This window comes from Oceanobacillus neutriphilus, assembly GCF_014645515.1.
GTDB classification, from domain to species: domain Bacteria; phylum Bacillota; class Bacilli; order Bacillales; family Amphibacillaceae; genus Oceanobacillus; species Oceanobacillus neutriphilus.
Genome location: NZ_BMLW01000002.1, coordinates 406,959 through 429,489, shown reverse-complemented (window position 1 = coordinate 429,489; position 22,531 = coordinate 406,959). Strand labels below are relative to the sequence as shown.

The 22,531-nt window shown below is 35.1% G+C and carries 22 protein-coding genes; 18 read left to right on the top strand and 4 right to left on the bottom strand.

Annotated elements, in window-relative coordinates; all coding sequences use genetic code 11:
- The first annotated feature begins 124 nt into the window (after positions 1-124).
- The 18 genes from IEX29_RS05180 to IEX29_RS05100 all read left to right on the top strand — a co-directional run bounded on the left by IEX29_RS05180 (position 125) and on the right by IEX29_RS05100 (position 18,278).
- A complete protein-coding gene (locus IEX29_RS05180) occupies positions 125-1,282 on the top strand; it encodes a hypothetical protein (RefSeq protein WP_188733406.1) in 1,158 nt (385 codons plus the stop codon).
- Positions 1,283-1,980: 698 nt separating this feature from the next.
- Positions 1,981-2,172, top strand: a complete 192-nt coding sequence (locus IEX29_RS05175) for a helix-turn-helix transcriptional regulator (protein ID WP_077702570.1) — start codon at positions 1,981-1,983, stop codon at positions 2,170-2,172.
- On the top strand, positions 2,165-2,740 hold the full coding sequence (gene def / locus IEX29_RS05170; RefSeq protein WP_077702571.1) for a peptide deformylase: 576 nt from the start codon (positions 2,165-2,167) through the stop codon (positions 2,738-2,740). Before IEX29_RS05175 ends, def begins: the two co-directional genes overlap by 8 nt.
- Positions 2,741-3,171: 431 nt before the next feature.
- The gene (locus tag IEX29_RS05165) at positions 3,172-4,233 is read left to right on the top strand and encodes a DNA cytosine methyltransferase (protein WP_188733405.1); all 1,062 of its coding nucleotides are present in this window, start codon (positions 3,172-3,174) and stop codon (positions 4,231-4,233) included.
- Positions 4,234-4,625: 392 nt separating this feature from the next.
- The gene (locus tag IEX29_RS05160; RefSeq protein ID WP_188733404.1) at positions 4,626-5,345 is read left to right on the top strand and encodes a DUF5986 family protein; all 720 of its coding nucleotides are present in this window, start codon (positions 4,626-4,628) and stop codon (positions 5,343-5,345) included.
- A 23-nt stretch (positions 5,346-5,368) separates the two neighbouring features.
- Positions 5,369-6,505, top strand: coding sequence for a helix-turn-helix domain-containing protein (locus IEX29_RS05155; RefSeq protein WP_077702576.1), 1,137 nt, complete (start codon positions 5,369-5,371; stop codon positions 6,503-6,505).
- Positions 6,506-6,561: 56 nt separating this feature from the next.
- A complete protein-coding gene (locus IEX29_RS26970) occupies positions 6,562-6,684 on the top strand; it encodes a hypothetical protein (RefSeq protein ID WP_263600703.1) in 123 nt (40 codons plus the stop codon).
- Between the two features lie 188 nt (positions 6,685-6,872).
- Positions 6,873-7,187 (top strand): YdcP family protein, encoded by a 315-nt coding sequence (locus IEX29_RS05150; RefSeq protein ID WP_077702577.1) that lies wholly within the window; start codon positions 6,873-6,875, stop codon positions 7,185-7,187.
- Between the two features lie 13 nt (positions 7,188-7,200).
- A complete protein-coding gene (locus IEX29_RS05145; protein WP_077702578.1) occupies positions 7,201-7,581 on the top strand; it encodes a YdcP family protein in 381 nt (126 codons plus the stop codon).
- Positions 7,581-8,921 (top strand): type IV secretory system conjugative DNA transfer family protein, encoded by a 1,341-nt coding sequence (locus IEX29_RS05140; protein ID WP_188733403.1) that lies wholly within the window; start codon positions 7,581-7,583, stop codon positions 8,919-8,921. The genes IEX29_RS05145 and IEX29_RS05140 overlap by 1 nt, the downstream gene beginning before the upstream one ends.
- A gap of 224 nt (positions 8,922-9,145) precedes the next feature.
- Entirely contained in the window at positions 9,146-10,348 is a 1,203-nt protein-coding gene (gene mobT, locus IEX29_RS05135; RefSeq protein WP_188733402.1) for a MobT family relaxase, read from the top strand.
- 25 nt (positions 10,349-10,373) lie between these two features.
- Positions 10,374-10,595, top strand: coding sequence for a hypothetical protein (locus IEX29_RS05130; protein WP_077702580.1), 222 nt, complete (start codon positions 10,374-10,376; stop codon positions 10,593-10,595).
- A 166-nt stretch (positions 10,596-10,761) separates the two neighbouring features.
- Positions 10,762-11,262: an antirestriction protein ArdA gene (locus IEX29_RS05125; RefSeq protein ID WP_077702581.1), complete on the top strand. Its 501-nt coding sequence runs from the start codon at positions 10,762-10,764 to the stop codon at positions 11,260-11,262.
- Between the two features lie 61 nt (positions 11,263-11,323).
- Positions 11,324-11,716: a conjugal transfer protein gene (locus IEX29_RS05120; RefSeq protein WP_077702582.1), complete on the top strand. Its 393-nt coding sequence runs from the start codon at positions 11,324-11,326 to the stop codon at positions 11,714-11,716.
- Positions 11,700-14,156 (top strand): conjugal transfer ATPase TcpF, encoded by a 2,457-nt coding sequence (tcpF, locus tag IEX29_RS05115; RefSeq protein ID WP_077702583.1) that lies wholly within the window; start codon positions 11,700-11,702, stop codon positions 14,154-14,156. The genes IEX29_RS05120 and tcpF overlap by 17 nt, the downstream gene beginning before the upstream one ends.
- Positions 14,107-16,332, top strand: coding sequence for a CD3337/EF1877 family mobilome membrane protein (locus IEX29_RS05110; RefSeq protein WP_229720106.1), 2,226 nt, complete (start codon positions 14,107-14,109; stop codon positions 16,330-16,332). The genes tcpF and IEX29_RS05110 overlap by 50 nt, the downstream gene beginning before the upstream one ends.
- Positions 16,333-16,340: 8 nt before the next feature.
- Complete coding sequence (locus IEX29_RS05105; protein ID WP_077706829.1) at positions 16,341-17,351, top strand: bifunctional lytic transglycosylase/C40 family peptidase; 1,011 nt, start codon at positions 16,341-16,343, stop codon at positions 17,349-17,351.
- 15 nt (positions 17,352-17,366) lie between these two features.
- Positions 17,367-18,278 carry a conjugal transfer protein gene (locus tag IEX29_RS05100; protein ID WP_077702584.1) on the top strand — a complete coding sequence of 304 codons (912 nt, stop codon included), beginning with the start codon at positions 17,367-17,369 and terminating at the stop codon, positions 18,276-18,278.
- A gap of 54 nt (positions 18,279-18,332) precedes the next feature.
- On the opposite strand, the gene IEX29_RS05095 is transcribed toward IEX29_RS05100, so the two are convergent.
- The 4 genes from IEX29_RS05095 to IEX29_RS05080 all read right to left on the bottom strand — a co-directional run bounded on the left by IEX29_RS05095 (position 18,333) and on the right by IEX29_RS05080 (position 22,134).
- Positions 18,333-19,427, bottom strand: coding sequence for an ISL3 family transposase (locus IEX29_RS05095; protein ID WP_229720105.1), 1,095 nt, complete (start codon positions 19,425-19,427; stop codon positions 18,333-18,335).
- Between the two features lie 61 nt (positions 19,428-19,488).
- On the bottom strand, positions 19,489-20,910 hold the full coding sequence (locus IEX29_RS05090; RefSeq protein ID WP_077702585.1) for an MDR family MFS transporter: 1,422 nt from the start codon (positions 20,908-20,910) through the stop codon (positions 19,489-19,491).
- 36 nt (positions 20,911-20,946) lie between these two features.
- Positions 20,947-21,498, bottom strand: coding sequence for a GNAT family N-acetyltransferase (locus IEX29_RS05085; RefSeq protein ID WP_188733401.1), 552 nt, complete (start codon positions 21,496-21,498; stop codon positions 20,947-20,949).
- A 12-nt stretch (positions 21,499-21,510) separates the two neighbouring features.
- Complete coding sequence (locus IEX29_RS05080; protein ID WP_077702587.1) at positions 21,511-22,134, bottom strand: TetR/AcrR family transcriptional regulator; 624 nt, start codon at positions 22,132-22,134, stop codon at positions 21,511-21,513.
- Positions 22,135-22,531 lie beyond the last annotated feature (397 nt).

Genomic DNA, 22,531 nt, shown 5'->3' with positions numbered 1-22,531 from the left:
TGTGTACTTTCAATATAGAAAATAAGGATTTTTATATTGGGCAAGGACATTTTTTTTATTTATAGAAAAAATAATTGAAACTGTATAAAGATAATTAAATCGTTATCAAACAGGGGGGCATTTGATGGAAAAAATAATTGAAGAATTGTTAACAACAGATACGCCTTGGGAAAGCTTTAAGGAAAATTATTATTCTGCTCAAGATATTAGACTGTTTTGTTTTGATAATGAGATCAATAACTTTGGTATGGATTTTACCTCGAAGCAGATAGATAAATATATTGTACATAGTTTTTCTAGTTTGGAGAACACTTTGGTCATTGATAAATATAACTTTGAATCGTATTTTAGAAAAATTAAAGTACATCGCTGCTTTGACTTTGATTCTAACATAATTAGTTATTTAAGAAATTATTTAGTATATAAGCAAATTGACCCCTCATTTAAAAAGCTATTAGTGTATTTAAAAAGTTCAGGAGCACAAATTAGTTGTAGTCCATATATATTAGAAGCTGGTGCCAATAGACATGATGTTGACACTGAATTTATATTTGAGAGTGTAGTTTCGTTTTTTGCATTTGATAAAGCTCAAAGCATAGAGGAATTTGATAGTTATAGTTTTGATACTATTAAAAATGATAGCGAAATCGTTAAAAATGTCTCTAGAGTAATGCAAGCAATTAAAGTAGATGTACCGTTGTTGCAACTACCACAGTATCATTTAATCTACTGTTTATTACTTAAAATATATGAAATAAACTTTAAATCTAAAAAAAGTGCAAAAAATAAAATGTTAGAATTACTGGAATGTGTAAATAAAGAACTATTTGCATATACAGAGAATGAGTTATATATAGCATACCTATTTTTTGACAAGGATGAACGAATCAGTTCTTTTTTTGGTGGTATTAAAGAAACTTCAAACAATGTAATTTCTAAAATTAATGCTATGGCTTGGGATTTACTGCATTTAAGAAATTTGGAAACTCAAGTTGCGTCCAGAAACTCTGAGTCAAAAGATGTTTTTTTTCATTTTTTTTGTTCTCATGATTTTGGAATTAATAATATATTAAATCTAAACCCAATAAAAAGATTAGCAATAGTAAATAATACATGCTATCCTATACGCGAAAACAATATAACACAACTTGAATTTGGTGTGCAGATTATAGATAGTCTCAAGATGTATAAAAATTATAGAGATGAAAATAGAGAAAAAGTCAATTTGAAAAAAGTATCCGAGAAATATGAAAAGTCTTTAATGGAGGTATTGGAAAAGTGATTCTAGTACTGTGAAATTTGGTATCTATAAAAGTTTATTTATAAAAATGAAACTCTTAATAGTTTTTATAGTAAACAAGATAAAATAAAAAGCCGAAATGATTTCTCATTCCAGCTTTCCGATTTATTAAAATCAGTGGCACAGTCGTGGCACACTTTATATCAATTTTTATGTTTTTATAGTTTTTTATACTTCCCGAAATCCTATCATATCAACGATTTTTCACTATATTGTATTGGCGAAGTACTGAGTGGGAATAATTCACTAAGAGCATTTGAAGTGAAAACGTTGATTTGACTGCATTTCGATGGTACGTAAAATGGATGAAATGATTAAAAATGAATAGGTTCTCCGCCAAGATTCCGCCAGAGGAAACGGAGAAAAACGAGGGATATTGTGTAAAAGCAGTATCTCTTTTTTATTTTTTATTTGTTTTGAAGTCGCTGTATATTAGGGTTTTTTGGGTATTCGTTTTTTAGAGAGTGAGATTAATATTTATAATATTATTAGTACTTCAATACTATCTTTGAAGGTTATTCTCCGCCAAAAGTTATTTTTAGTTGTGAACAAACTTAAGGAGTTGAATAAAAACTACTATTTGAATTAGGACAATTAAGTGAATCATTTAAAGGCTATTGACACACTAGGAAAAATTGTTAAAATAGTAATGTCCAATTATTTTGACATAGGTGATACCATTGAAAAATAAAATTAAAGAAATACGAAAAAAACTGGGGATAACACAAGAGCAACTTGCCAAGGAGTGTGGAGTTGTTAGACAAACAATAAATTGTATAGAAAATGATAAATATGATCCTACACTGGAGTTGGATTTTAAATTATCAAAAACATTAAAAGTAAAGGTAGATGAATTGTTTATTTATGAGTAAATTTCATTTGAATTATATGCTGACCATGAAAGATATTGTGAGGGAGGGTAATGAAATTCTACATCAACCAACACAAGATGTGATGATACCTCCTTTAGAAGAAGATAAGGAAATATTAATTTGTATGATGAATTTCTTGAAAAATAGTCAAGACCACGATTTGTCTGAAAAATATAAATTGCGAGCAGGAGTTGGCTTATCAGCAAATCAGATTGGTTTGAATAAGCGGATGTTCGTTGCTTTTTTAACAGATGAGAAAGGTATCCAACATGAATATATGCTTATTAATCCTAAAATAATCAGTCATTCAATTTCTATGATTTACCTACCACCGAGTGAAGGTTGCCTTTCAGTTGATAGGGATATAAAAGGATTTGTCCCTAGATATGAGAGAATTAAAGTGAAAGGATTTAATATAAAGGGAGAAGAGATAGTGTTGAAACTTAAAGGTTATTCCTCTATTGTTATTCAGCATGAAATAGATCACTTAAACGGAATCATGTTTTATGAGCGTTTTAATAAAGAAAATTCTTTTAAACTACCGGAAAATTGCAAAAGTTTGTACTGAATTTCCAAATTGTTGCTACAAGTTCATGTGAAATATAGTAAATACGAAAATAAACGTATTATTTAAATTTTGTTTGTACTTTGGAAAGGATGTTTTATAAACTATATTACTGAAAGATGGAGAATGACAAGAAGTTTATGAATCATAAAACAATATATTATTTTTGTATAATCAATTCTATGAATGTGTAGTGTGTATCGTTGCTACAAAGGGAAACTATATAGAAATCCTTAGTTTTAAACACTTTCACAAGCATTTCGTGTTTGTAGGAGAAGGTGAAAAAACGAGAAATAAAGTACTGAAAAACCACATTACCGTTTCAGTGGTAATTGATCTGGGGTGTGGGAACACAATAGAATAAAAAATGTAAGGCGTTCAAATAAAATGAACGTCTTTTTTTACGCCTAAAAACGGAGAATAGAAGGTGGAATATGACAAAACTTACTTTAGGAAGTTTATTTGATGGGATAGGTGTATTTCCATTAGCTGCTTCTCATTATGGGATTCAACCAATATGGGCAAGTGAAATAGAAAAATCCCCCATATCTATTACGAAACGACATTTTCCTAACATCTATCATTTAGGGGATATTACAAAAGTAAAAGGGGGAGAAATCTCACCTGTTCATATCATTACATTTGGTTCCCCTTGTCAGAACCTATCCAATATTGGTAAACGAGAAGGTCTTACAGGAAGTCAATCGAGTTTATTTTATCACGCAATCCGAATTATAGAAGAAATGAGGTGTGCAACGAATGGAACATATCCAGTTATCGCTGTTTGGGAAAACGTCATGGGAGCTTTTTCATCAAATAACAGGCTGGATTTTAAGGCCGTGCTTGAATCGTTCACAAATACCGAAATTCCAATGCCTACTTCTGGAGTCTGGGCAAATGCTGGAATGGTCCGAGGGAATGATGTTGATATCGCTTGGCGATTGTTGGATGCCCAATATTGGGGAAAGCCCACACTCGCTCAAAGAAGAAGACGTATCTTTCTCGTGGCAGATTTTGGGGGATCACGTGCCACAGAAATATTATTTAAAGCCCGTGATTTGCAATCGGTTTTTACGTCTTGCAGAGAGAGCAGGCTGTCCTCCCCCATTACCAGTAGAATATCTACTCAAAAAGCAAGGGGGAAAATACCCATCATCCGACCCTTTCAAGAAAGAAGAATGCGAAGTACAGCCAAAGAAAAAAATAAAAAAGGGTTCCAAGGAAGCTTTGGAAAAACAAACGATCCCTTCCCCACTTTGTTAGCGGGATCAGTCAATAACTTTTCTTTTTGGTACGAAGACGAAGAAAAAGAGGGCTATATCCGACAACTTACTCCATTAGAATGTGAACGTTTGATGGGATTACCAGAGGGATGGACAGCCCTTGGACATAAAGACGAAGCGATAAGTGATTATGCTAGATATAAAGCAATTGGCAATGCGATAGCTGTACCATGTTCGGAATATATTATGGCTGGTATTGCAGAAGTTTTATAGATTAAAAAACTAACGTGTGACAAATTTTATCTGTCATGATTTTTTATTGCCCAAAATAAGGTGGTGTGTGATTTATGGACGTATAGATTATCGCATTCAAGAAGCGTAAGGAGTGTGATGTTAAATGAATATCTCTCGTTCTCCGCCTTAATTGAAAAGTGAAATTGGACCATTCAAAATAAAAAACACTTTGATACAGTCTAAAATACAACACTATTAATATTGTTTGTTATGAAGATAAATATTTTTATTGTATAAATTTTATTTAAGTTAAAATAAAGGGACATTTTCACGTTAAATCTATTAATCGTAAGTTTTAATCGGAAAAAGATTGCAAAACGTCAACTGAGATGATATGATACTTCTAAACTACATAGTTAGGAGTGTCTCTAATGGCTATCGCTACCGATATGGAACAAATCGTTATAGAAGGTATTTTACACGCAATGTCGATTACTAATAAAGATGTTGTAGATGATTTTGAAGAAGCAATTTCAAAAAGTAATAAAAATGGATTATATGCTAGTGTATGGGCAAGAAGAAGTGACGACTTGGAAGCTCAGTTTAGCAAATTCGATGAAATAGAAGTTTTTCATATTAAAAGGACAAGTCTTTGGCAAATTGACCCTGTTTTTGATCGTAGTAATGGAGTATTATATCTATTATTTTCCGCAAATAATTTGTCTCAAGTCAGAAAAAAATATATGAAAAAAGGAGAAAGCTCCCATTATTCTGTTAGTTTTTTGCTAAAAAACATAGGTTTACTGCCAATGGATAATGAACAATTGGAGTTTATTCCGATTGCTAATGAGGAGATAGAAGAACTAAATCTCAAAAGACAAAAAGATATTGAGAAAATGATTGGAAAAGATGCTTCGAATATAAAAAATGTGAAAATGGTAAGTGTTACTTACCATGAAGATGAAGCAATCGCAGCATTATTGCAAGAATATACTTCTGATTTCTTATTGTCGAGTGAGAGGGATATTTCTGATTTATTGGATACTCAATATTTTGGAGACAACATCATGAGTGATGATACAAGTGATTCTGTTGAGTCAAGACAGTCCTTGGTAACGTTAAAAGATATAAATAAAACAATAGATGATTAAGTAAATAGAAAGAGTGGTATATAATGACAATATCTTTCAATGGAGATAGATTGAAGGAAGCGCGTCGTTTTAGACAAATGTCCATCCCCCAACTAGCAGATAGGGTTGGAGTATCAAAACAAATGATTTCGAAATATGAGCATAACGATGCTCAGCCAAGTGCTAAAACATATCAAAAAATAATATTTGCACTTGGTTTTCCATTAAAATATTTTCAACAAGATGATGAATTTACTTACAATGAATTAGGTACATTTTATAGAAGTAGATTAACATCCACGCAATCTGAAAAAAAACCGAGTGAAATGTTAAAAAAATATCTAGCTGTATTAGCTAATTTCTTTGAAAACTATGTTAATTTTCCAGTTTTGAGAGAGTTGGAATTATCGGAAAACCCAGCTGAAGCAGCAAAGCAACTTCGCGAAAAATGGGAATTAGGGGATAAGCCAATCAAGAATATGCTTCACTTGCTTGAGTTACATGGATTTCAAGTTGCAGCAATAAATTCCCAATCTGAAAAAGTAGATGCATTTGGTAGTCAAACAAAGGTGAATGGGAAAAATTATTATTGCATTTTAATTGACCAAGATAATAACTCTTTCTTTCGTCAACAATTTAGTTTGGCACATGAATTAGCTCATTGGGTATTACATTCAGAAAAAGTAAATCCCCAAGAGTTAAATCCACAGGAATATCGTGAAATGGAGAAAGAGGCGAACATTTTTGCGTCTAACTTTTTATTACCTTCAGAAGCTTTTTGTGAAGATATAAAAGGATATGAAGATAACTTAGATGCGTACCTTAATCTAAAATCAAAGTGGAAAGTTTCTGCCGCAAGCATGGTATATCGATCAAAAAGTCTGGGATTAGTATCTTCAGAGCAGTATCTACGATTACAAAAAAGGATGAGTTCAAGGGGATGGAGGAGAAGCGAACCATTTGATACGGTTCATCCTATTTCTAAACCTACTGTTATGAAGCAAGCGTTTGAATTACTAGAACAAGCAGGGATCATTGGGGAAAACTCTCTATCAGATTTGTTGGAAAGGAAATACAAAATTAGTTTGCCGAATGATATTTTGGCAGAAATTTTAGGAATTCCATTGGAAAAGTTAGCAGACAATAACAGAGGGAATATTGTTCAAATGAGAAGAGATTAGATGTTAAAAGTTGAAATGACATTTAGTAATAGTGATATGTGAGGTGATAAATTTTGGTGAAACATAGTGGCGGAAAAGTAGGTAAGGCTGGTAAGACGCTCGCTTCAAAAAATAGTAGTAAATCTGCGAAATCTAAAGCGGGTAAAACTTTAAAAAGTCATCAAGATAAAAAGCATTAAATAATAATTCTCATAAAACGCAAGGATTTTATTATTCAATTATTAAAAAAGGTCTATATTTTGACTCATAGTTGGATTATAGAATCATTTAAGATAAACTCTAATCCCCTTTTAACAGGTTAAATCCTGAAAAAGGGGATTTTGGTATTTCTAAGTAGAAAGTAAAAAAGAAAAAGAGGTAATGAAAAATGGAATTAAAACATGTCATTCCAAACATGGAAAAAACATTTGGTAATTTAGAATATGCTGGAGAAGGTAAGGTGGAACAGCGTCGTATTAATGGGCGCATGACAACATTGTCACGTAGTTATAATTTGTATTCCGATGTTCAACGTGCAGATGATATTGAGGTGATTTTGCCACAAGAAGCTGGAGAGAAATTCTTTAAACATGAGGAAAAAGTGAAGTTAGTCAATGCCAAAATTACCGCAGAAGGCTATAAAATTGGTGATCGTGGTTTTACAAAATACATTTTACATGCTGACGATATGGTTAAAGCATAAGGAGGAAAAAGTGATGAGATTAGCAGAAGGAATTGTCATTGATAAAGAAAAGACATTCGGATTATTAAAGTTTTCGTCATTACGCCGGGAAGTGTTTTTACAAAATGAAGATGGTACGGTATCAACAGAAGTAAAGGAACGCACCTATGATTTAAAGTCACGTGAACAAGGTCGCATGATTCAAGTGAGTATCCCTGCTTCTGTTCCATTAAAAGACTTTGATTATAATGCAGAAGTAGAACTGATCAATCCTGTCGCAGATACAGTCGCAAATGCAACTTTTCGTGGTGCGGATGTGGATTGGTATATCAAGGCAGATGATTTAATTTTAAAAGGGAAAACGGCAACACCAAGCACTAATAATCAAAAATCTACACCTAACAAAGATAAATAATGAAATTTTACCGAAAAAGAGGGAAGCGAATCCGACCAAGTGACGCCTCTCTCTTTTTTCAATTTATCTTCTTTGGATTGTTTGGTGTATGGCTCGTTTTCTTTATCCCTTTTCATGTGAGATTTTTGTTTGCAACAACGTGGGAACTTGATCCATTTCAAACTCATTTTGTAAGTACGTATGGATTCACTTCACTAATCATTAGTTTGGTCATGGTGGCAATTTGTGCTTTTGTTTATTATCGGTATCGTTACAACCATCTAAAACAGTTGATGCATCGACAAAAGCTCGCAAAGATGATTTTAGACAATCAGTGGTATGTAACAAAACAGGTGATGAATGAAAGATTTTTCAAAGATATCCCATCTAGTAAGGCGAAAGAACAAATTAGTCATTTTCCAAAGATGTATTATCGGTATGAAAAAGGCATGATTCATATTCAAGTAGAAATAACACTTGGCAAATATCAAGAGCCATTGTTAAATTTAGAAAAGAAGTTAGAAAGTGGTCTGTACTGTGAACTGGTATCAAAAGAATTACACGATTCCTATGTGGAGTATGTCCTGTTCTATGATATGATTGCGAACCGAATTTCGATTGATGAAGTCATTGCGCAAAACGGTAGCTTAAAGCTCATGAAATCAATGGGTTGGGAATATGATAAGCTGCCACATATGTTGATTGCTGGCGGAACAGGTGGTGGAAAAACGTATTTTATTCTTACGTTGATTGAAGCGCTGCTAAAAACCGATGCCAAGTTATATATTTTAGATCCGAAAAATGCCGATTTAGCCGATCTCAGTACCGTCATGCCTGATGTATATTATAAAAAGGAAGACATGATGGCAAGTATTGATCAATTTTATGAAGATATGATGGCTCGAAGTGAAGAAATGAAACAGATGGAAGGATATAAAACAGGGGAAAACTATGCTTATCTTGGCTTAGCTCCTCATTTTTTAGTTTTTGACGAATACGTAGCTTTTATGGAAATGCTTGCGTCTAAAGAAAGTACAGCTGTATTAACGAAACTAAAACAGATTGTCATGTTAGGTCGTCAAGCTGGATTCTTTCTTATTCTTGCTTGTCAGCGGCCAGATGCAAAATATTTAGGGGATGGGATTCGAGATCAATTTAATTTTCGTGTTGCTTTAGGAAGGATGTCTGAACTAGGATATGGCATGGTGTTTGGAAGCGACGTCCAAAAACAATTTTTCTTAAAACAGATTAAAGGACGTGGCTATGTCGATAAAGGAGATAATGTCATTACCGAATTTTACACACCACTTGTGCCAAAGGATCATGACTTTTTAAAAGAGATAGAGAAACTAGCTCAATAAGGCTGCCCAGTGCGGCGGCGTGCGAAGCGTAAGCCGCTGTGCTGGGCAAAGCCTGCGTGGCGACAGCCACGCTTTACCCCCCATTTCTAACAGGGGGGTAGAAAAACAATAAGAAACTGTTCCAAAAGCCAATAACACCTGATGGCGCAACGGTTTGGAGCATATGGAGAAGATGTCAGCTTTTAACTTTTAGTTGACATCTTTTTTTGTTTGGAGGAATGCACATGAATCAAGTACCTTGGTATCAACAATTAAAGGAAAAACGACTGGAATACGGTGTATCGCAAAATAAACTGGCTGTTCATATTGGAATTTCAAGACAATATATTAGTGAAATCGAAACTGGAAAAGTAACTCCTTCCGATTCACTGCAAGTTGCTTTGTTCGATATTTTAGAGCAATTTAATCCAGATGCTCCTTTGGAAATCTTATTTGACTATGTACGGATTCGATTTTTAATGACAAATCCGAAGCCTGTCATTGAAGATATTTTAAAACTCAAAATGGAATACATGTTACACGAGGACTATGCGTTTTACTCCTATATGGAACAATACGTTTTTGGTGATATTGTCGTCATGGTTTCTCCTGATGAAGACAAAGGGTGTTTACTCGAACTTAAAGGGAAAGGATGTCGTCAATTTGAAAACTTTTTATTAGCCCAGCAACGAACATGGTTCGATTTTTTTATGGAAGTGTTTCGTGTTGGTGGCGTATTTAAACGAATTGATCTTGCGATAAACGATAAGACAAGCGTATTGGATATTCCGTTTTTAACGAATAAATGCCGTAATGAAGAATGTATCTCTGTTTTTCGTAGTTTTAAAAGTTACCGTTCTGGTGAACTTGTGCAGAGTGAAGACAAGCCTGACATGGGAAATACGTTATATATCGGCTCTTTAAAAAGTGACGTGTACTTTTGTGCGTATGAAAAGGATTATGAACAATACGTGAAGCATGGCACATCTCTCGAAGATACAGATGTGAAAAATCGCTTTGAAATTCGATTAAAGAATGATCGTGCATACCATGCAGTTGTGGATTTAATGATGTATGAAGATGCTGGGCGAACCGCCTTTTCTATTATTAATCGATATATTCGTTTTGTCGATAAAGACGAGGAAAAACGTCGCAGTAGTTGGAAAATGAATAAAGAATGGCAACGATTTTTGGATTTAGGCGTGAATAGAAAAATTTCTTTAACGACAAAACCTGAACCATATACGTTTGATAAGACACTCAGATGGCTAGCTCATCAAGTCGCCCCCACTTGGAAACTAGCGACAAAGATAGATGAACTCAATCAAACGAGTGTAATTAAGGATATGTTGGAACAGACAGAGTTATCCAAGCGCCATCAAAAAATACTCATGCAACAAACCATTCCTTTAGGGAAAGTGATTCAACCACAGTCAGATAACGAATGATTAACTTATGAAGGGAGAAAATCAAATGAACTTTGGCCAGAATTTATACAATTGGTTTTTAAGTAATGCACAATCTTTAGTATTAATGGCGATTGTCGTAATTGGAATTTATTTAGGCTTTAAACGGGAGTTTTCCAAACTAATTGGCTTTTTAATTATTGCTTTGGTTGCAGTAGGATTAGTCTTTAATGCGGCTGGTGTGAAAGACGTGTTGTTAAACCTATTTAATCGAATCATAGGGTCTTAAATTGTACCGTTTTTTTGTGGAAGATAAGTGGTCTTCTTATGTTCTACAAAAAAATGGTGGACCAAACGGTAGTGCGGTAGGGATTAACAAGCCTCATTTGTGTATCAGCAGATAATAAGCTGCTGCTTTTTTATGGCTATTTTTAATGAAAAGGATGTGAATTTTTATGGAAATGCAAGTTTTTATAACGAATCTTGGTAAATATAATGAAGGGGAAGTTAATGGTGCTTGGTTCTCACCACCTATTGATTTTGAGGAAGTGAAAGAACGTATCGGTTTGAATGGAGAGTATGAAGAATATGCAATCTTCGATTACGAACTTCCCTTTGAAATTGGCGAATATACACCTATTTCAGAAGTGAACCGATTATGTGCAATGGTCGCAGAAATTGAGGGTACGCCTCTTTATGATTCTCTTTCCGAAGTTCAAAGCTATTGGTTTAATAGTATAGAAGAATTGCTGGAGCACCAAGATGATATTATGTATTATCCTGATTGTGAGAATATGGCGGATGTCGCAAGGTATTTCGTAGAGGAAACAGGAGCACTTGGAGAAGTTCCTGCCAATCTACAAAACTATATTGATTATGAAGCTTTTGGACGTGACTTAGAAATCAGCGGTAATTTTCTTGTTACGTCTCATGGTGTGTTTGAATATATCCAATAGATGGAGAAGCAGCTTGTTATCGCACAGGCTGCTTTTTCTATTGATGAAAGGATGATTTCATGTGAAAAAACTAAAAAGTTATACCCGTATTTGGTCAGTCGAAAAAGTGATTTATGCCATTAATGATTTTCGATTACCTTTCCCAGTGACCTTTAACCAAATGTCATGGTTTGTGCTTTCTCTTTTAGCTGTCATGCTACTTGGAAACCGCCCTCCCCTCTCCTTGATTGATGGGGCGTTATTAAAATATGTTGGAATTCCAGTTGGTTTGACTTGGTTTATGAGTCAAAAAACATTCGATGGTAAAAAACCGTATAGCTTTTTCAAGTCTGCATTGACATATTGGTTTCGACCTAAAGTTACGTATGCAGGAAAACCTATCAAACTACAACGTGTGAAAGTAAATGAAAATATCACCGCTGTTAGGAGTGAAGTCCATGCGTTATCCGATTAAATACCTTGAAAATAATCTTGTTTTCAATCATGACGGCGAATGTTTCGCGTATTATGAGCTGTTGCCATATAATTATTCCTTTTTATCGGAGGATGAGAAAATACAGGTGCATGACCATTTCCGTCAATTGATTGCCCAAAATCAAGACGGTAAAATTCATGCTTTGCAGATCAGTACCGCAAGCAGTATCCGCTCGGTACAGGAACAAAGCAAGGAGCTAGTGACAGGGCGATTACAAGAGGTTGCTTATGAACGTATTGATGACCAAACGGAAGCCCTTGTCTCCATGATTGGCGAACATCAAGTCGACTACCGCTTCTTTATTGGTTTTAAGCTGTTGTTGAATGAAGAAGAAGTCAGTATGAAATCAATGGGGAAAAACATCAAAAATTCACTTTCTTCATTTGTCCTTGATGTAAACCATCACCTGATGGGAGATTTTGTCTCGATGCCTCATGAAGAAATTAGACGTTTCTCTAAAATGGAATCTTTATTGCAAAACAAAATTTCGAGACGTTTTAAGGTACGCCCTCTAGATAAAAATGACTTTGGCTATCTGATTGAACATCTTCACGGCCAAACTGGAATAGCTTATGACGAGTACGATTATGCCCTACCTCTTAAGAAGTTAAAAAAGAAAACTTTAGTGAAGCGTTATGATCTGATTAAACCGACTCGTTGTTTAATTGAGGAAAATCAACGTTATTTAAAAATTGAACAGGAAGAACAAACCACGTATGTGGCCTACTTTACGATAAATTCCATTGTCGGTGACCTTGAATTTCCGTCAGATGAAATCTTTTATTATCAACAACAACAATTTGATTTTCCAATTGATACTTCCATGAACGTAGAAATTGTAACGAATAAAAAAGCATTATCTACCGTTCGGAACAAGAAAAAGGAACTTAAAGACTTGGATAATCATGCCTGGGAATCCGATAATGAAACTGGCAGCAATGTCATCGACGCGCTGGAACAGGTAAATGAATTAGAAGATGTGCTCGACCAAAGTAAAGAATCGATGTATAAGTTAAGCTACGTGATTCGCGTGTCTGCTCCTAACTTGGACGAACTTAAACAGCGTTGTAATGAGGTAAAAGATTTTTATGATGATTTGAATGTAAAACTTGTTCGTCCATTTGGAGATATAATCGGTTTACACAGTGAATTTATCCCTGCTAGTAAGCGGTATATGAATGATTATATCCAGTACGTGACCTCTGACTTTTTGGCAGGCCTTGGGTTTGGTGCAACACAAATGCTAGGAGAAACAGAAGGAATATATTTTGGCTACAACTTGGATACGGGAAGAAATGTCTATCTCAACCCTAGCCTTGCTAGTCAAGGCGTCAAAGGTTCGGTCACGAATGCCTTAGCTTCTGCTTTCTTAGGCTCACTTGGTGGAGGTAAATCTTTTTCCAATAATCTACTTGTCTATTATGCGGTTCTCTTTGGTGGTCAAGCCCTCATTGTTGATCCAAAGGCGGAACGAGGGAAATGGAAAGAAACGTTACCTGAAATTGCTCACGAAATAAATATTGTTAATTTAACAAGTGACGATACCAACAAAGGATTACTTGATCCTTTTGTCATTATGAAAAAGAAAAAGGACTCGGAAAGTCTTGCGATTGATATTCTTACTTTCCTCACAGGTATATCCAGTCGGGATGGAGATAAATTCCCTGTATTACGACGAGCGATTCGAGCTGTTGGTCAACAGGAAGAACGTGGTTTGCTTCTTGTGATTCATGAACTTAGAAGTGATCCTAATCCATTAGCTGATCCAATTGCTGACCATATCGAAAGTTTTACCGACTATGACTTTGCCCACCTTCTCTTTTCGGATGGTACTGTGGAAAATTCGATTAGTTTAGAAAAACAGTTGAATATCATTCAAGTGGCAGATTTAGTGTTACCAGACGCAGAAACAAGTTTTGAGGAATATACGACGATGGAATTATTAAGTGTCGCCATGCTGATTGTCATTTCTACTTTTGCGTTAGACTTTATACATTCCGATCGTAGCATTTTTAAAATTGTTGATTTGGACGAAGCTTGGAGCTTTCTACAAGTTGCACAAGGAAAAACACTTTCAAATAAATTAGTTCGTGCAGGGCGTGCAATGAATGCTGGTGTCTACTTTGTTACCCAGAATGCCGACGATTTAACCGATGAAAAATTAAAAAATAACATCGGCGTCAAGTTTGCTTTCCGTTCCAGGGATATGACAGAAATAAAGAAAACCCTTCAATTCTTTGGTGTGGATGCGGAAGATGAATCGAATCAAAGGCGATTACGGGAACTGGAAAACGGCCAATGTTTAATTCAAGACTTATATGGGCGTGTGGGAATTATTCAAGTCCATCCTGTCTTTGAAGAATTATTCCATGCTTTTGACACGCGTCCACCGACACAGGAGAAGAAAGGTGGCGATTAATTTGAATAAACAAAAACTGAAAAAGATTGTCTTGACGGTGGTACTTATTGGTACTGCCGTTTTTCTATGTCTTCTTTTACTTGGAACATTAGCTCAAGCAGCTGGCTTAGTTGATGATACGGTGTCAGAAGATAATCTGTATTCTAAATATCCGCTTGATCATTACCAACTCGATTTTTATGTAGACACAGGTTGGGATTGGCTGCCATGGAATTGGAATGATGGTATCGGAAAACAAGTGATGTATGGCCTATACACAATCACGAATTTTATCTGGATTATAAGCTTGTATCTATCTAATGCGACAGGCTATTTAATCCAACAGGCTTATTCACTCGATTTCATTTCACAAACGGCAGACGCTATCGGAAAAAACATGCAAACATTAGCCGGGATTACGGCAAGTGGTTTCAGCAGTTCGGGATTTTATGTGGGTTTCTTGCTTCTTTTCATTTTAGTGATTGGAATTTATGTGGCTTATACAGGATTAATAAAACGGGAAACGACGAAAGCGATTCGAGCGATCCTAAACTTTTTAGTCGTTTTTATTTTGTCGGCCTCCTTTATTGCCTATGCCCCAACGTATATCGCTAAAATTAATGACTTTTCAGCAGATATTAGTCAAGCAAGTTTAGATTTAGGTACTAAAATCCTGATGCCGAATTCGAGTAGCCAAGGAAAAGATAGTGTCGATATGATACGGAATAACCTCTTTTCTATTCAAGTGGAACAGCCTTGGATATTATTACAATTTGATGATTCGGATAAAGAAACGATTGGCGAAGAACGTGTTGAAAACTTAGTTTCTATCAATCCTGATACGAATAACGGGAAAGATCGTGAAGATGCTGTCAAAGCAGAAATTGAAGATCACGACAATAAAAACTTAACCATTACGAAGACCACCACACGTTTAGGAATGGTCTTCTTTTTATTTCTGTTTAATATCGGTATCTCTATTTTCGTGTTTCTACTATCGGGAATTATGATTTTCTCGCAAATTTTGTTTATTATCTATGCGATGTTTTTACCAATTAGTTTTCTACTTTCCATGATACCCACCTTTGAAAACATGGGAAAACAGGCGATTATGAAATTGTTTAATGTAATTATGCTTCGAGCTGGTATCACGCTCATTATTACAGTTGCTTTTAGTATTTCATCCATGCTTTACAGTTTAACAACAAGTTTTCCATTTTTCTTGATTGCCTTTTTGCAGATCGTGACGTTTGCAGGGATTTACATGAAACTCGGTGACATTATGAGCATGTTTAAACTGCAAAGTAATGATTCGCAACAAGTCGGACGTCAAGTCATGCGTCGTCCTTATCGAATGTTCAATCGAGGTAGTCGTCGATTACAGCGAACAATCGGACGCACCCTTGCAGGGGCAACTGCTGGAGCAACGGTCGGGGCAATGGTTGGAAAGTCAAAGCAAACAAAAGGTTCGTTCTCTCCCCTACGCCCATTACAACGGTTAACATCGACTACCAAAAATAACAAAGAACAGCCAACTGACCGTACGAAATCATCATCTTTAAGTCAGAAAGTAGGTCAAGTCACAGGAAAAGTGCTTGGTGCGAAAAGTCGATTCCGTGCAAATATAGATCATCGTAAAGAACAACTACATGATTTACCTACTACTGCTCAATATGCGGTGATGCAAGGAAAAGAACAGCTTACAAAACCAGCCCGTGATTTTAAAGAAGGCATGAAGCAAGCAAAGGAAAAGAGACAAAAAACACATGCAGACCGTCAAGCAAAACATCGTCAAACGATTGCAGATAGGCGACAAGCATTGGATAAAAAACGTACCCCTTTTCGAAAGACTGCTAGTTATGAACGACCAGTCACGCATGATATCAATGAATCTGCACATCAAAATAGATTAAAGAACCCAACTGTTCAACAAAAAGAAAAGACAAGACCTGTCGCAAAAAGCGAGCATATGAAGAAATTCAAATTACAACGACAGTTATCGAGTCCAGACAGAAAAGAGCATTTTACTGATAATCCCAAACAACCTGTTAAAAAAGAAAACCGATCTCCCAATGAAGAACTTTCCCGACCAAAAAATAGTCGGACAATCATCAAGCGTCCCTCTAAACCGTTGAAACGTACAAACCAGAAACAAATCACTAAGCGTCCAATCCATGCAACTAGGAGGAAACGCTGATGAAAGTCATGAAATTAAAGGTCATGTTAATTGCTGGGGGATTAGGTTTTCTTGCTTTTTTAGGGCTATTAGCATTTGTAGCTATTTTTATATCAAATGAAGAACATTCATCTGATAGCGGGGATTTCATCCATGATATAGATGATGTATCGGTCTCCAAAGATGTGTTAAAACATCAGCCAATGGTAGAAAAATATGCACAAGAATATGGAATTAGTGAGTATGTCTCTACCTTACTAGCCATTATCCAAGTAGAGAGTGGTGGAAAATTAAAAGATGTGATGCAGAGTAGTGAATCGTTGGGACTTCCACCCAATACTTTAGATACCGAAGCTTCAATTCAACAAGGAACTAAATACTTTTCAGATTTATTACATTCTGCAGAAAGAAGTGATGTTGATGGCAATACAGCTATTCAAGCCTACAACTATGGCGGTGCTTTTATTGATTATGTCGCGAAAAGAGGTTCCCAGTACAACTTTGAACTTGCAGAAAACTTTGCGAAGGAACGTTCAGGTGGCAGCAAAGTCACTTACTCGAATCCGATAGCTGTAAAGAAAAACGGTGGTTGGCGTTACCGTTATGGCAATATGTTTTATGTCGATTTAGTTAGTCAATATTTTATCTCACCGCAATTTGATGATGAATTAGTTCAGATCGTAATGAATGAAGCTTTAAAGTATGAAGGGTTCCCTTATGTCTTTGGTGGTGATAATCCAAAGACTTCATTCGATTGTAGTGGATTGACACAATGGAGTTATCAAAAAGCAGGGATTAACTTGCCTCGAACAGCACAGCAACAGTATGACGCAACCGAGTCGATACCTTTATCGGAAGCAAAGCCTGGGGATTTAGTGTTTTTTCATTCCACATATAATGCAGGAACCTATGTCACCCATGTAGGAATCTACCTTGGAAATAATCAGATGTATAATGCTGGAGATCCGATTGGTTATGCAGATTTAACTTCTTCTTACTGGCAAAAGCACCTGATTGGATCTGGACGTATTAAACAATAGAAAGGATGGGATAGCATGTACCTCCCTTTTAGTAAAAAAGAAAAACAGGAAAAGCCAAAGAAATCGAAAAAGGTAAAAGTGAAAACGGTTGGAAAGCGTAAAAAGTCCGATCTTTTTTTATGGATTCTATTAATCAGTAGTCTAGCGTTTGGAATCTATAAAAACTTTACCTCCATTGATCAACATACCATTCATGAAAGAGAAATTGTGCAGAACCATATGGTAGATACAACTGCGATTGAAAGCTTTACAAGAAACTTTGTGAAAGACTATTACACGTGGGAAAATGAAGCCGAATCATTGGAAGAACGAACAGAAAAACTTACTGATTATCTGACAGAAGAACTGCAAGCTTTAAATGTAGATACCGTAAGGAACGATATTCCTACCAGTTCTAGTGTAGGTAATATAAACATTTGGTCAGTATCGCAGGAAAACGAGGATACCTATGCTGTTGTTTATTCGGTAGAACAAAAAATTTCAGAGGATAAAAGTAGCCAATGGGTACGCTCTACCTATCGTATTCTACTTCATCAAGATAAGTTAGGAAACTTGGTAATTACTCAAAACCCTACCTTGTGGAGCTTACCGAAAAAATCTGATTATGAACCAAAACAGCCCGAAAGTAATGGGACAGTTAATTCCGATACTGTACATGAAGTAACAGAGTTTTTGGAAACATTCTTTACGTTTTATCCGACCGCCACTGATAAAGAACTTGCTTATTATGTGAAAGATAATGCCTTACCACCGATTAGGAAAAACTATATATTTTCAGAACTAATCAATCCAGTATTCCAAAAATCAGGACACCAGATACAAGTCTGGGTATCTGTGAAGTATCTGGATGAAACGACGAAGGGAGAGCAAATTTCACAATATGTACTCACTTTAGAGAAAGATATGAACTGGATGATCGTTCAATAAATCAAAAGAAATAAGAAAATATGATATTTATGACTTGAGAAATCATTATAAAATTTATAGTATATAACTCAAGTTTCGGAGTAAAGAAACACGCATAACTCCTTTCCGCACTTGGCTTTGGGTTGAAAAAGTTATCAAGAAAAAATCCCGTTCAAAATCTGATGCAGCAAATTTTTGGTACAGTTTATAGGCTTCATCAATTGATTCAGCTTCATAGATGTCAAAGAAATGCTCTTTAAGTTCGTATGCTTGACCAAGTAATGGGAACTTATCAGTCCATACTTGCAACTTTATTTGATCATCGAAGTCGTTATGGTCTTTTCGTCTTGTAGGAAGCACATAACGATCTCTCATAAGTTGTCTGCGTTCTTTGGCTGAGACATTTTGACGGTTAGCTTTTCGGATTTTCTCTAAGGCTTCATTAGCTAATTTTACAACATGAAACTTGTTAATTACGATTTTGGCATGTGGTATCACTGTATAAACAGCACTTTTATAAGGGTTCCACATATCCATTGCAACAAGTTCGATTTTATCAATGTTTTGAAGTTTTAACAGGTAACTGATAACGATATCTTTATTACGTTTTCGTAAAATGCCAATTACCGACTTGTTTTCTACATCTGTGATGACACAACGATAGTTCTTTAGCAGATGGACTTCATCAATACCAAGCCAGTTAGGAGTTCTGAAATCTGTTTGTGCTTCAAGTTCTGCAACGTAGTCATTAAAGATGTTTCGTACAGTCTTTTCATCAATGCCTATATCGTCTGCAATACTGGTGAATTTCTTTTCAAGACTGGCTTCTTGAATCCAATCTATAAGTCTATTAGTAACAGAACGATTGACATCCATATCAGACAAAGTTTCAAAAAACGTTTCATTGCACTCTCGACATTTATAACGCTGTCGTTTTATATAAATTCCAACACGTTTAGCGTGCATTGGTAGGTCGAAAAATAACTGCTTCTTTTTACCGTGCTTATATAAGTTTGCAACAGTACCACATTTTGGGCAGTAGGAGGGAGGCGGTAAAATGGTCTCAACTAAGAATCTATAATCAAATTCACTCTCATCCATATCAATAATTTTAAAATTTGGTAGGTTAAGCATATTAGATGTCATTATTTCATTTTCCTTTTGCAACATATTTTAAGACAATAAACAAAAACAGCATTACTTCTTGATTAGAGTAATGCTGTTTTTGTGTTCAGTCCTCAACTTTTACACGTTTGATAAAGAATGCTAAAACTAATCCAATAATCGACACCACCATTGCAAAAATAAAAGCATTTTGTACTCCTGATGTGAGAGAAACCACTATATTTTCAGGTGTTGTCGGGTCGGTGATGCCAGATAAATAATTTTGTTGTCCCATTGTCATCATTGTTGCAGCTGTAGCCGTTCCAATGGCACCTGCCACTTGCTGCATTGTATTTATTATTGCAGAACCATGTGGATATAGCTCTGTATCCAATTGATTTAATCCATTAGTTTGCACTGGCATCATAACCATTGAGGTTCCAAGCATCAAACACATATACTGTGTGATTATTACTTCAACAGATGTGCTCGATTCAACATTGGAGAAAATCCAAAGTACAACAAAGGCTATGAAAAAACCAGAAATCACTAACCATCTTGGACCAAATCGATCAAATAATCGACCAGTGATAGGTGACATAATCCCATTCAAGATTCCACCAGGAAGTAAAATTAGCCCTGCCACCAAAGCGGTGTAGCCCATACCGTCTTGAAGATAAATAGGTAGAAGAAGATTAGCTGTTAAAATAATAATCATATTAATTACCACAGTCAGAGTACCTAATGCAAACATCGGCTGTTTGAAAGCCTTCAAATTGACAATAGGGGATTTAATAGAGAACTGTCTAATAGAGAATAGTAATAATGATAAAATACCAATGATTATAGTCACTATGGCAATTGATGTACCTTCTGTTTGCCCTACACCACTAAAACCATATACTATTCCCCCAAACCCAACTGTAGATAGAAGAATAGACAATAAATCGATTTTTGGCTTGGTTATTGTAGAAACATTTTGCATATAGAACACACTACACAACAGGGCAATTACATAGAAGGGAATTGCTAACCAAAATAACCAATGATAACTTAGGGTTTCAACCACCAGCCCAGAAATTGCAGGACCAAGTGCAAGGGATGTCATCATTACTAATCCTATTAACCCCATAGCCGTCCCCCTCTTTTTGGGAGGAATAATTACTAAAACAACATTATACATTAATGGAAGGAGTATTCCTGTACCAATAGCTTGAAGCATTCTCCCTATTAATAACAAACTAAAATTTGGAGCAATTGCAGCACTTATTGAACCTAAAATAGAAAATACTACTGAAGTTATAAATAGCTTTCTTGTTGAAAACCATTGGATTAGAAGTGCCGAAATAGGTACTAAAACGCCAATGGTTAAAAGGTAGCCCGTTGTTAACCACTGAACGGTAGATGCATTTATTTGAAACACCTGCATTAAATCACTAAAAGCCATATTTAAGGCTGTTTCGAAAAATAAACCTATAAATCCCGCCAGCAACAAAGATATCATAATAGGAATCACACTAAATTGCTTTTCATTTCTTTGTACTTCCATATAACCCCACCTTACAAAGGATAAAAATAATCATATTTATATATTTCTTACTTGCTTTTCAAGGTATTCATTTTGCAAAAGCCCCATATGAATGATGTCATGCCATTCACCATTTCTAAATAGACTTTGTCTACTATTTCCTTCCTCCTGAAAACCGATTTTAGTGTACAAACGAATAGCTCTATCATTAAATGAAAATACTTTAAGGGAAACTCGATGGAGGTTCATTTCGTAAAAAACATAATCCAACAGTAATTTCAAACCCTCTGAACCATAGCCTTTTCCCCAATATTCCTTTTCCCCGATATCAATAATACATTCAGCATTTCTATTTTTATAATCAATGTTGATTAATGATACAATGCCAATTGGTATTTCATCTCCTTTTTCAACCATAATATAGCATTTGGCTGAATGAGATCCCAAAATAACATGATCTACAAATTCTTTAGTTGCTTCCATTGGATAAACATCTAAAGATGAGTTGGTGGAATGCATAACTTCCATATCGTTTCTCCACTTGTGATAAAGTTCTGTATCTTCCTTTGTCATCTTTCTTAATCTCACTCTTGATGATTCAAACAACATAGTGATCACTCCTTATAGTGCAGATTTTGGATTAATTAATTTTTCTAAAGAAAAAAGTAAGACGGATAATTGATTCTTTACTTTTGTTTGTTCATGTCCCAATTGAAATGTGTCCAACATTAAACCGTTTATAAATGATAGGAGATACCGTGCTATAGAACGAGTAGATTGTTGAGGTCTAAATTCTCCTTTAAGCATACCTTCATTCAATACTTCTTCTATAGCTTCAGTAGTTCGCTTATAGCGTTCAGAAATGTAAGGGAAATTATCTTTATTATTTGCGTAATTAGATGATAAAAAGAATTCTGCCTTTGCATAGAGCAGTGTTTGCTCAATTGCCTCAATATAAAATTGCTGTTCTTCAACCCATTTTTTTAATTGTGGCCATATTGGACCTTCATCAGATGACACAAAATATTGAATGTCTTTTTGGTCATCATATTTTAAGACTTCGATAAAAACGTGATCAATATTATCGAAATAACTATAGAATGCACCTCTGGATATTCCAGCCTTGTCCATAATATCTTGCATAGATGTGTGAACAAATCCTTTCTCGATAAACACCTTCTTGGCTACTTCTATCAATTCTCTTTTTCTTTCTTTTTTATATTCTTCGCTAACTTTTGGTGCCATAAAGCCACCTCCATAATGATTGACAAAGGGTATACAATAAACTATACACTTATGTCGTTTTATATGATAGATTATACCGACACCAGTGTATAGTTTCAACCCTTTATATTAATATTTTTGTTTTTTAGTTATGTAAATTATCTTGTAAATATAGGACGACCAGTCATAAAAAATCTACATTCTAATGAGAAAGAATGTGGTTAAGTTAGCAATTCATTAGGGTTAATGTAATAATTTCACCAGAAAACCCCGCAAATAATTTCTACTCCCAAAATTATTATGTTTCAGTAAATATATTTTTCTACATGATAATCCGAATTAGTGCTTTATGATCATTAATTAAATAAAAATGAGTTTCCACACTAAAATCCGATTACCCGAATAATTTACACACTTT

Excerpts from the sequence above, each read along its gene's own strand:
- IEX29_RS05150 (WP_077702577.1), top strand. The coding sequence starts at position 6,873 with ATGGAATTAAAACATGTCATTCCAAACATGGAAAAAACATTTGGTAAT.
- IEX29_RS05145 (WP_077702578.1), top strand. The coding sequence starts at position 7,201 with ATGAGATTAGCAGAAGGAATTGTCATTGATAAAGAAAAGACATTCGGA.
- IEX29_RS05180 (WP_188733406.1), top strand. The coding sequence starts at position 125 with ATGGAAAAAATAATTGAAGAATTGTTAACAACAGATACGCCTTGGGAA.
- def (WP_077702571.1), top strand. The coding sequence starts at position 2,165 with ATGAGTAAATTTCATTTGAATTATATGCTGACCATGAAAGATATTGTG.
- IEX29_RS05130 (WP_077702580.1), top strand. The coding sequence starts at position 10,374 with ATGAACTTTGGCCAGAATTTATACAATTGGTTTTTAAGTAATGCACAA.
- IEX29_RS05110 (WP_229720106.1), top strand. The coding sequence starts at position 14,107 with ATGCTTTTGACACGCGTCCACCGACACAGGAGAAGAAAGGTGGCGATT.
- IEX29_RS05125 (WP_077702581.1), top strand. The coding sequence starts at position 10,762 with ATGGAAATGCAAGTTTTTATAACGAATCTTGGTAAATATAATGAAGGG.
- IEX29_RS05160 (WP_188733404.1), top strand. The coding sequence starts at position 4,626 with ATGGCTATCGCTACCGATATGGAACAAATCGTTATAGAAGGTATTTTA.
- IEX29_RS05090 (WP_077702585.1), bottom strand. The coding sequence starts at position 20,910 with ATGGAAGTACAAAGAAATGAAAAGCAATTTAGTGTGATTCCTATTATG.
- IEX29_RS05140 (WP_188733403.1), top strand. The coding sequence starts at position 7,581 with ATGAAATTTTACCGAAAAAGAGGGAAGCGAATCCGACCAAGTGACGCC.
- tcpF (WP_077702583.1), top strand. The coding sequence starts at position 11,700 with ATGCGTTATCCGATTAAATACCTTGAAAATAATCTTGTTTTCAATCAT.
- IEX29_RS05095 (WP_229720105.1), bottom strand. The coding sequence starts at position 19,427 with ATGTTGCAAAAGGAAAATGAAATAATGACATCTAATATGCTTAACCTA.
- IEX29_RS05105 (WP_077706829.1), top strand. The coding sequence starts at position 16,341 with ATGAAATTAAAGGTCATGTTAATTGCTGGGGGATTAGGTTTTCTTGCT.
- IEX29_RS05085 (WP_188733401.1), bottom strand. The coding sequence starts at position 21,498 with ATGTTGTTTGAATCATCAAGAGTGAGATTAAGAAAGATGACAAAGGAA.
- IEX29_RS05155 (WP_077702576.1), top strand. The coding sequence starts at position 5,369 with ATGACAATATCTTTCAATGGAGATAGATTGAAGGAAGCGCGTCGTTTT.
- mobT (WP_188733402.1), top strand. The coding sequence starts at position 9,146 with ATGAATCAAGTACCTTGGTATCAACAATTAAAGGAAAAACGACTGGAA.
- IEX29_RS05165 (WP_188733405.1), top strand. The coding sequence starts at position 3,172 with ATGACAAAACTTACTTTAGGAAGTTTATTTGATGGGATAGGTGTATTT.
- IEX29_RS05100 (WP_077702584.1), top strand. The coding sequence starts at position 17,367 with ATGTACCTCCCTTTTAGTAAAAAAGAAAAACAGGAAAAGCCAAAGAAA.
- IEX29_RS05080 (WP_077702587.1), bottom strand. The coding sequence starts at position 22,134 with ATGGCACCAAAAGTTAGCGAAGAATATAAAAAAGAAAGAAAAAGAGAA.